The organism is Tenacibaculum sp. L6, assembly GCF_028823685.1.
Lineage (GTDB): Bacteria > Bacteroidota > Bacteroidia > Flavobacteriales > Flavobacteriaceae > Polaribacter.
Map to the genome: position 1 here is coordinate 1 of NZ_JAPEHZ010000081.1, position 8,971 is coordinate 8,971.

At 33.2% G+C, this 8,971-nt stretch carries 7 protein-coding genes; 1 reads left to right on the forward strand and 6 read right to left on the reverse strand.

The features are described 5' to 3' along the window. Positions 1–65 precede the first annotated feature (65 nt). From OU788_RS11120 to tamL, 5 genes are all read right to left on the reverse strand, one after another. Positions 66–2,306 carry a polyribonucleotide nucleotidyltransferase gene (locus OU788_RS11120; protein ID WP_274635234.1) on the reverse strand — a complete coding sequence of 747 codons (2,241 nt, stop codon included), beginning with the start codon at positions 2,304–2,306 and terminating at the stop codon, positions 66–68. Between the two features lie 188 nt (positions 2,307–2,494). Next, positions 2,495–2,764: a 30S ribosomal protein S15 gene (rpsO, locus tag OU788_RS11125; RefSeq protein WP_274635235.1), complete on the reverse strand. Its 270-nt coding sequence runs from the start codon at positions 2,762–2,764 to the stop codon at positions 2,495–2,497. Positions 2,765–2,906: 142 nt separating this feature from the next. Continuing rightward, complete coding sequence (accD, locus tag OU788_RS11130) at positions 2,907–3,764, reverse strand: acetyl-CoA carboxylase, carboxyltransferase subunit beta (RefSeq protein WP_274635236.1); 858 nt, start codon at positions 3,762–3,764, stop codon at positions 2,907–2,909. Between the two features lie 51 nt (positions 3,765–3,815). Beyond that, on the reverse strand, positions 3,816–4,874 hold the full coding sequence (fbaA, locus tag OU788_RS11135) for a class II fructose-bisphosphate aldolase (protein ID WP_274635237.1): 1,059 nt from the start codon (positions 4,872–4,874) through the stop codon (positions 3,816–3,818). A 93-nt stretch (positions 4,875–4,967) separates the two neighbouring features. Further along, the gene (tamL, locus tag OU788_RS11140; protein ID WP_274635238.1) at positions 4,968–7,421 is read right to left on the reverse strand and encodes a translocation and assembly module lipoprotein TamL; all 2,454 of its coding nucleotides are present in this window, start codon (positions 7,419–7,421) and stop codon (positions 4,968–4,970) included. 71 nt (positions 7,422–7,492) lie between these two features. Between tamL and OU788_RS11145 the strand changes: the two genes are divergently transcribed. Next, positions 7,493–8,227 carry a TrmH family RNA methyltransferase gene (locus tag OU788_RS11145; protein ID WP_274635239.1) on the forward strand — a complete coding sequence of 245 codons (735 nt, stop codon included), beginning with the start codon at positions 7,493–7,495 and terminating at the stop codon, positions 8,225–8,227. Here OU788_RS11145 and OU788_RS11150 read toward each other — a convergent pair. After that, complete coding sequence (locus OU788_RS11150) at positions 8,219–8,833, reverse strand: deoxynucleoside kinase (RefSeq protein ID WP_274635240.1); 615 nt, start codon at positions 8,831–8,833, stop codon at positions 8,219–8,221. The genes OU788_RS11145 and OU788_RS11150 overlap by 9 nt on opposite strands. Positions 8,834–8,971: the final 138 nt, after the last annotated feature.

Genomic DNA, 8,971 nt, shown 5'->3' on the forward strand with positions numbered 1-8,971 from the left:
GTTTAATTAATATTTTATAAAAACTGTCAACCTATTTTAGGACGACTCATATATAGAAAAGAATATTATGATTCTTTTTTCTCTTCTCTTGGTTTTCTGTCATCACGACGATTATCGCGGTTGCGATTGTCGCGACCTCCTCTGTTATCTTTGTTGTTGTCTCTAGGTGGTCTAGCTACATAACCTTCAGGTTTTGGTAATATCGCTTTACGAGATACTTTTTCCTTACGAGTTTTAGGATCAATTCCAAAGTATTTTACATCAATAATATCGCCAATGTTTACTACATCAGTTACATTATTTGTACGTTCCCAAGCTAACTCGCTAACGTGTAATAATACTTCGTTTCCTGGAGCCTCTGTATATTCAACAACAGCACCGAAATCTAATATTTTAATCACTTTTACTTCGTAAATAGAACCTTTTTCAGGTTTAAACATCATAGAATCGATACGAGCAAGTACTTTATCAATTCCTTCTTGGTTAGTACCTAAAATTTCAACGATTCCTTCTTCAGTAACAGGATCTTCATTAATTACAATAGTAGTTTCTGTTTCTTTTTGTAACTCTTGAATGTGTTTTCCTTGTGGTCCGATAAACGCACCGATTAAGTCGTTAGGAATAACTCTGTTTACCATCTTAGGAGCATGAGGCTTCACATCTGCATTTGGAGTAGCAATTGTGTCAGTTAATTTCTCTAAAATATGTAAACGACCATCACGAGCTTGTTTTAAGGCTTTAACTAAGATTTCGTAAGATAATCCTTTAATCTTAATATCCATTTGACAAGCAGTAATACCATCAGCAGTACCAGTTACTTTAAAGTCCATATCTCCTAAGTGATCTTCATCACCTAAAATATCAGATAAAACAGCATAACGATCACCGTCAGAGATTAATCCCATTGCGATACCTGAAACTGGTTTTTTCATTTGAACTCCAGCATCCATTAATGCCATAGTACCTGAACAAACAGTTGCCATAGAAGAAGAACCGTTAGATTCTAATACTTCAGAAACTACACGTACTGTGTAAGGACAATCTGCAGGAATCATTCCTTTTAATGCTCTTTGAGCTAAGTTTCCGTGTCCAATTTCACGACGAGAAGTTCCTCTTAAAGGACGCGCTTCTCCTGTTGAAAATGGAGGGAAGTTATAGTGTAAATAGAATTTTTCTTCACCTTGTAGTGTAGGAGAATCTACCATGTTAGCATCTCTAGAAGTACCCAAAGTAACAGTAGCTAAGGCTTGAGTTTCACCACGCGTAAAGATTGATGAACCATGAGTTCTTGGTAAATAATCAACCTCACACCAAATTGGTCTAATATCAGTAGTTGTACGTCCGTCTAAACGTAAACCTTCGTTTAAAGTTAAATCTCTAACCGCAGCTTTATGTGCTTTACTGAAATATTTTCCTACTAAATCTCCATATTCTTCTAACTCTTCTTCGGTAAATAGTGCGATAACTTCATCTTTTACTTCAGAAAAAGCTAAACCTCTTTCTTGTTTAGAAGTTCCTTTTTTAGCGATGTCGTAACATTTTTGGTAAGTAGCTTCATGAATTTTAGCAGCTAACTCTTCATTTTCAGCCTCACCTTCATACTCACGAGTTTCTTTTTTACCAAATGCTTCTGCTAATGCTATTTGAGCATCACATTGTACTTTAATAGCTTCGTGTGCTACGCGGATTGCTTCTGCCATTTCTTCTTCAGAAACCTCGTCCATTTCACCTTCAACCATGGCAACGAAGTCATTAGAAGCTCCAACCATTAAGTCGATATCAGCTTCTGCTAATTGAGTAGCACTTGGGTTAATGATAAACTCACCGTTAATACGTGCAACACGTACTTCAGAAATTGGTGCTTCGAAAGGAATGTCTGATAACTGAATTGCTGCAGATGCTGCTAAACCAGCTAAAGCATCAGGCATTACATTTTCGTCATGAGACATTAATTGAATCATTACCTGAGTTTCTGCGTGATAATCTTTTGGGAATAATGGACGTAATACACGGTCAACCAAACGCATGGTTAAAATTTCTTCGTTTGAAGGACGCGCTTCACGCTTCATAAATCCACCAGGGTAACGACCTGCGGCGGCAAATTTTTCACGGTAATCTACCGTTAATGGTAAAAAGTCAATACCTGGATTTGCAGTTCTTGCTGATACAACTGTTGCTAATAACATTGTATCTCCCATTCTTACAACAACAGAACCATCTGCTTGTTTTGCTAATTTTCCTGTTTCTAATGTGATGGTTCTTCCATCTCCAAGTTCTATAACTTGGTTAAATACTTTTGGAATCATAAATTAATTCGTCTAAATTTTTAATTCGTTTTTGTTTGTTGTTGTGTTGTTGTTGTTCCAATGGAAAAATCAAAATTGTTGTTAATAATTTTGAACTTTTTATATATAAATTTCTGGTTGTTAGTCAGAAATACTTTTTATTGTAAAATAAAAAAGAGGCACGTTTATAGAGCCTCTTTTTTGTAGAATTATTTTCTAATTCCTAATTCTTTAATAATCGCACGGTATCTGTTGATATCTTTTTTCTTTAGATAATCTAACAAGCTTCTACGCTTACCTACCATTTTAACTAATGAACGCTCAGTGTTAAAATCTTTACGATTTCTTTTTAAGTGCTCAGTTAAGTGATTAATTCTGTGCGTAAATAACGCGATTTGTCCTTCAGCAGTACCAGTATCATTTGCTCCTTTACCGTGTTTTGCGAAGATTTGTTCTTTAACTTCTTTTGTTAAATACATGCCAATATTGTTTAAATGATTATTATGTACTCAATGCTATTACATTGAAGTTGCAAATGTACGATTATTTTTTAAATGAAAACTATTCATATATGTTGAAAATGATAGAAAGCAAAAAAGCTAGCAATCACTAGCTTTTTTGTTATGCTCTTACAGGTTGGTTTTGTATTAAATCTAAATATAAATTCACCTGTTTTTTTAAGTCTTTTCTTTCGTAGATAGCGTCTAAGAAACCGTGTTCTAATAAAAATTCTGAACGTTGGAAGCCTTCTGGTAAATCTTTACCCGTAGTATCTTTTACTACACGAGGTCCTGCAAATCCAATTAAAGCATTTGGTTCAGCAATATTAATATCTCCTAACATTGCAAAAGAAGCTGTTGTTCCTCCTGTGGTAGGATCGGTACATAATGAAATGTACGGGATTTTAGCTTCTGCTAACTGAGCTAGCTTTACTGAAGTTTTTGCTAATTGCATTAAAGAAATTAATGCTTCTTGCATACGTGCTCCTCCTGATTTAGAAATCATTAAGAAAGGAATTTTATGTTCAAGTGAATGATCAATAGCACGTGCTATTTTTTCACCAACAACACTACCCATCGAACCACCGATAAAAGAGAAGTCCATAGCAGCAATTACTAAATCTTTCCCGTTTGATTTACCAACGGCAGCACGTGCAGCATCTTTTAAACCTGTTTTCTTTTGGGCCGCTTTTAATTTTTCAGGATACTTTTTAGTGTCCTCGAATTTTAAAGGATCTTTAGCTGATAATTTTGGTGCTATTTCTGTGAACTTATTGTCATCAAAAAATATTTCAAAATATTCTTTACTTCCTACACGTACATGGTATCCGTCTTCTGGACTTACATATAGGTTCTTTTTAAGTTCATCGGTGTCAATTATCTTTCCACTTGGGGTTTTATACCACAAGCCTTTAGGTGTGTCTTTCTTTTCTTCTGTTGGGGTTTGAATCCCTTTGTCTGTACGTTTAAACCAAGCCATAATTTAGTCTTTTAATCTTTAGTTGTTTGGTTTTTCTTTTTTCAAAGAATTTTATAATGTGTTTACATTATTTAAATCTTCAAAAGCTTGCTTTAATCTAGCTTTAAAAGTTTGTTCTCCTTCACGTAACCATTTACGAGGATCGTAATGTTTCTTGTTAGGAACATCATCTCCTTCAGGGTTACCGATTTGAGACTGCAAATATGCAGATTTTTCTTTCATATAATCACGAACACCTTCGGTGAACGCATATTGTAAATCAGTATCGATATTCATTTTAATAACTCCATAGCCGATAGCTTCACGAATTTCTTCTAAAGTAGAACCTGACCCTCCGTGGAATACAAAGTCGATTGTATTGTGAGGTACATTATACTTTTCTGAAATATACTCTTGAGAATTCTTTAAAATTTTCGGAGTTAATTTTACGTTTCCTGGTTTGTAAACTCCGTGTACGTTACCAAAAGCAGCAGCGATAGTAAACTGAGGGCTTACTTTCATTAATTCTTCATAAGCGTAAGCTACTTCTTCAGGTTGTGTGTATAATTTAGATACATCTACATCAGAATTGTCAACACCGTCTTCTTCACCACCAGTAATTCCTAATTCAATTTCTAAAGTCATTCCCATTTTACTCATACGAGCAAGGTATTCTTTACAAATTTCAATGTTTTCTTCTAAAGGTTCTTCACTTAAATCAATCATGTGAGAACTGTATAAAGGTTTTCCTGTTTCTTTATAAAATTGCTCACTAGCATCTAATAAACCATCAATCCAAGGTAATAATTTTTTAGCAGCATGATCGGTATGTAAAATTACAGGAATGCCGTAAGCTTCTGCTAATAAGTGTATATGTTTAGCACCTGCTACTGCGCCTGCAATAGCAGCTTTTTCATTTTCGTTTGATAAGCCTTTACCTGCGTTGAATTGAGCACCTCCGTTAGAGAACTGGATAATTACAGGTGAGTTAAGTTCTTTAGCTGTTTCTAAAACAGTATTAATAGTATTAGATCCTACAACATTAACAGCTGGTAAAGCAAAGTTTTTTTGCTTAGCTAATTCAAAAATTGCTTGAACTTCTTTTCCGGTGGCAACTCCAGGTTTAATCATCTTTGTTTTTTATTAGTTGTGTGTTACAAAATTAGGGAACAAATCTACACTTTTTTTATAAGTTGCGATAAATTTTTGATAGAAAGTAGTTTATTAAAAAGGGTAGTTGATACCGATATTTAACACTGAGTTACTGAAATTAAAGTTTCTAAACCATCTATTACCAGTAAGGTAAGGTTCGTGTGCTTTAAAGCCTAAATCTAAGCGGGCAATTAAAAATTTGAAATCATATCGAAGTCCGAAACCAGCACCTACAGCCATGTCTTTTATAGAGCTAAAACCGTTAAATTTAGCAGCGGGGTCGGCAAGTTCTGAATTGGTAATGTCCCAAATATTTCCAGCATCAACAAATAAAGCTGATTTAAGAGAACCAAAAACATTAAAGCGGTACTCGAAACTAGTTAAAAACTTTAAACTACCAATATTGTACTCTAATATTGGGCTTCTTGTACCAGGACCTAAATCGTAAGTTCTCCAAGCACGAATATCATTAGAACCTCCTGCAAAATAACTACGAGAAAAAGGGACGTCAGAATTATTGTACGTAAAAATTGCTCCTAGAAAAGTTCTGTGAGCTAATACATTGTTATCGCCTAAATCCCAATATTTTTTGTATTCGATGTCAGCTTTAAAATATTGAGCAATAGGAATTTGAAAAACGGTTTTTTGTCCTAAACCATTAGTTTTGTTAGATAAAAGCCCCATGAAGTTTCCTGAGTTAGCGACTCTAAATCTAAAAAAAGAAAAACTTTGATCTTTAATGCTTTGTTGGTTGTTATAAATATATCCGTAAGCAATTTCAGGAATTAAAAAGTCGGATGTAATAATGTTAAATCTATTTGCAATATTAAGCACACTTTTATATTCATCTGGATTAGAACTTGCAAAAGAAGTATCTAAAAGTACGTCTCTCATAAAAGCTACAATGCCGTTAAAATTACTTGCATTATTATCAGGTAAGGTATAAGAAGGATCGTAAATCTCAGCAACCTGATCTAATCTTCGATATTGTGAATTGTAGATAGAAAAATAATTGTTAACATTTAGGTTCCTGATGTATTGTGTGTTTAGTAATTCTAGTTGGATTGATTTTTTCTCGTTAAAATTCCACTTATAATCAATTCCTACAGAAATGTTCTGTTTGTCTAGACCAATATTTTTTTGAAATCCGATACCTGAATAGAATTTAGTTCTAGGAAACATTCTTTTAGGAACTAGTTTATGCAAACCAAAAGGAGCCATAAAACGAGGAACCTCTAGAGAAATGTCAGAACCTATTTCCCAACCAGGGCCATTGTTTGAATTAAAATAAGAACCAAAGGTTGAAAATTTAAAGATTTCAGCACCTTTAAAAGTGTTTCTATTGGTTAAAGAGAATTTTAAAGAGACATCAAAATTACGAATATTAGAACGTGAAAGCTCTGATTCAAAACCTAAGGTGTATTTTTCAATTGGAGTTAAAAAAATATTAGCTTCTAGCTCGTTTTCACTCAACTCATCATATCTAATAGAGGTAGCTTTGAAGTTTTTAAGACCTCTTAAATGCAATCGGGTTAAGTTTCTAAGAGAGTCGCTATAAACTGTGTTTGGTTTTATAAAGATAGATTGCGATAAATACTTAGGATTGTACTTTAATTTGCGGAGCGCATAAAAATCAATCCCTTCATAGTTTGTAGTATCTCTATGTTTAGAATTTCGTCTGTTATAGGCAAAATCGGTATAAACATTAACTTTTTTAATTTTTTGTATTTGAAAAGGAATTGATCTTTCTGAAATTTCTACATCTACATTTGACTTTTCATAGTTTTTTAACGTGTCAATTTCAAAGGAAATGTAATTTTCATTAAAATGATAAACACCTTTGTTCCTAAAAAGTTTTACCAATCGATTCGCTTCTTTTATAAAGTTGTTATCTTTATATTGATCTCCAGATTTTAAGTGGCTTTTATTTTTAGTAGATTGATATAGAGAATCTAAAACAGGAGAAGTGATGATAGTTTTAATAGTATCTATAAGCGAAGGGTTTCCTTTGATTATGTGGTAACTGATTTCTCCTTTCTTCTTATCAATGCTATCTTTTTTAGAGGTAACTTTTGCTCTAAAATATCCTTCAGTTTGATAGTACGTTTTTAAGTTGTCTACTGTTCTTGCAGTTTTTTTATCGTCTATAATAACAGGAGCTTGTCCACTAGTTAAAAACCAATTATTGAAACCGATAAAAGTTTTTGCAACCGAAATACTTTGTTTTTCAGAAAAAACATCACTAATAAAATTATAAGTTTTTTGATGTTTTTTCCCCCATTCACTAGGTGTTTTTGGAGCTTCAGGATTTCCAAGGTTGTAAAAATGTAACGATAAAGGCATTCCTAAAGCCTTAGCATTAGGACGTTGCATTAGTAATTCAGAAATGTTTTCGCTTGAACTTTTTACACTGTCAATATACACGGTGTTTTTTGCCAGTAATAATTCATTTTCTTTAACATATTTAATCGTGCTACACGAACTGAATAAGACTACTAATAAAAAGAAGAAAGAAAGTTTTTTCATTAACTTTACGCCTCGTATTAAGAATCAAAAATACTATTTTTTAGTGGTTTTAGAGTGTTAAAAATAATTTAATGAGCTTATCTAAAAACAACATAAAGTTAATAACTAGTTTACAACAAAAAAAGTATAGACAGAAGCACCAATTATTTGTGGCAGAAGGAGTGAAAGTGGTAAATGAGTTGTTAGCATCTTCATTAGAAGTTGAACATATATTTTCTGTAGATGCGTCTTTTGAAGCTTCAAAAAATTGTGAGATAACCATAATTTCTGAAAGCGAATTAAAAAAAGTAAGCACGTTAAAAAGTCCGAATAAAGTTTTGGGGCTTTTTAAAATTCCGAAGGAAAAAGAAATCGATCAAGATAAATTTATGGTTGCTCTAGATGGAGTTAACGATCCTGGGAATTTAGGAACTATTATTCGTTTATGTGATTGGTTTGGAATTTCTGAATTAGTTTGTTCAAAAAACACAGTTGATTGTTACAATCAAAAAGTAGTGCAATCTACCATGGGGTCCTTAACGAGAGTGAATATTTCGTATGTAGAATTACAAGATTTTTTGTCAAATAGCAAGCTCCCAGTTTTTACTGCAGATATGGATGGTGAGAATGTATACACATCGTCATTACCAGAAAAAGCAGTATTGGTTATGGGGAATGAAGCTAATGGAATTTCACCTGAAATTGCTCAAATAGTAAAGCACGCGTTAACCATTCCAAGATTTGGTGATTTGCAACAAACCGAAAGTTTAAATGTAGCTACTGCTACAGCAATTTTACTAAGTGAATTTAAAAGAGGATTAAAATAATCCGTTTATTTGCGCATCGATTCTGTCGATAACATATCCTAAATCTTCAGGGTTGTCAACAAAATCTAAATTATCAACATCAATAATTAATAGCTTTCCTTTGTTGTATTGGCTAATCCAAGCTTCGTAGCGTTCGTTTAATCGACTTAAATAATCGATACTGATAGAATTCTCATATTCTCTACCTCGTTTGTGTATTTGACCCACTAAAGTAGAAATATCTGCACGTAAATAAATTAATAAATCAGGAGGTGTTACCAAGTTTTCCATCAATTCAAATAAGGAAGAATAGTTGCTGAAATCTCTATTGGTCATAAGCCCCATTGCATGTAGGTTTGGAGCAAAAATATGAGCATCTTCGTAAATAGTTCTATCTTGAATTATTTTCTTCCCTGACTTACGTAGCTCTAAGACTTGACGAAAACGGCTATTTAAAAAATATACTTGCAAGTTAAAAGACCAACGCTCCATTTCACCATAGAAATCATCTAAGTAAGGATTTTCATCAACTGATTCGAAATGAGGTTCCCAATTGTAGTGTTTTGCTAATAATTTGGTTAATGTGGTTTTTCCTGCGCCTATGTTTCCGGCAATTGCTACGTGCATAACTGTTTGTGTAATAATGATTTTAATATTGCTGGCAATGCCAGTTCAGGGGAGGTAAAAGTACGTAAAAAAAGGAATTAAGAAAGAAGATTAACAAATCAATGTAGTAGAAAAATAAAAAAGCGAGCTAATTAGCTC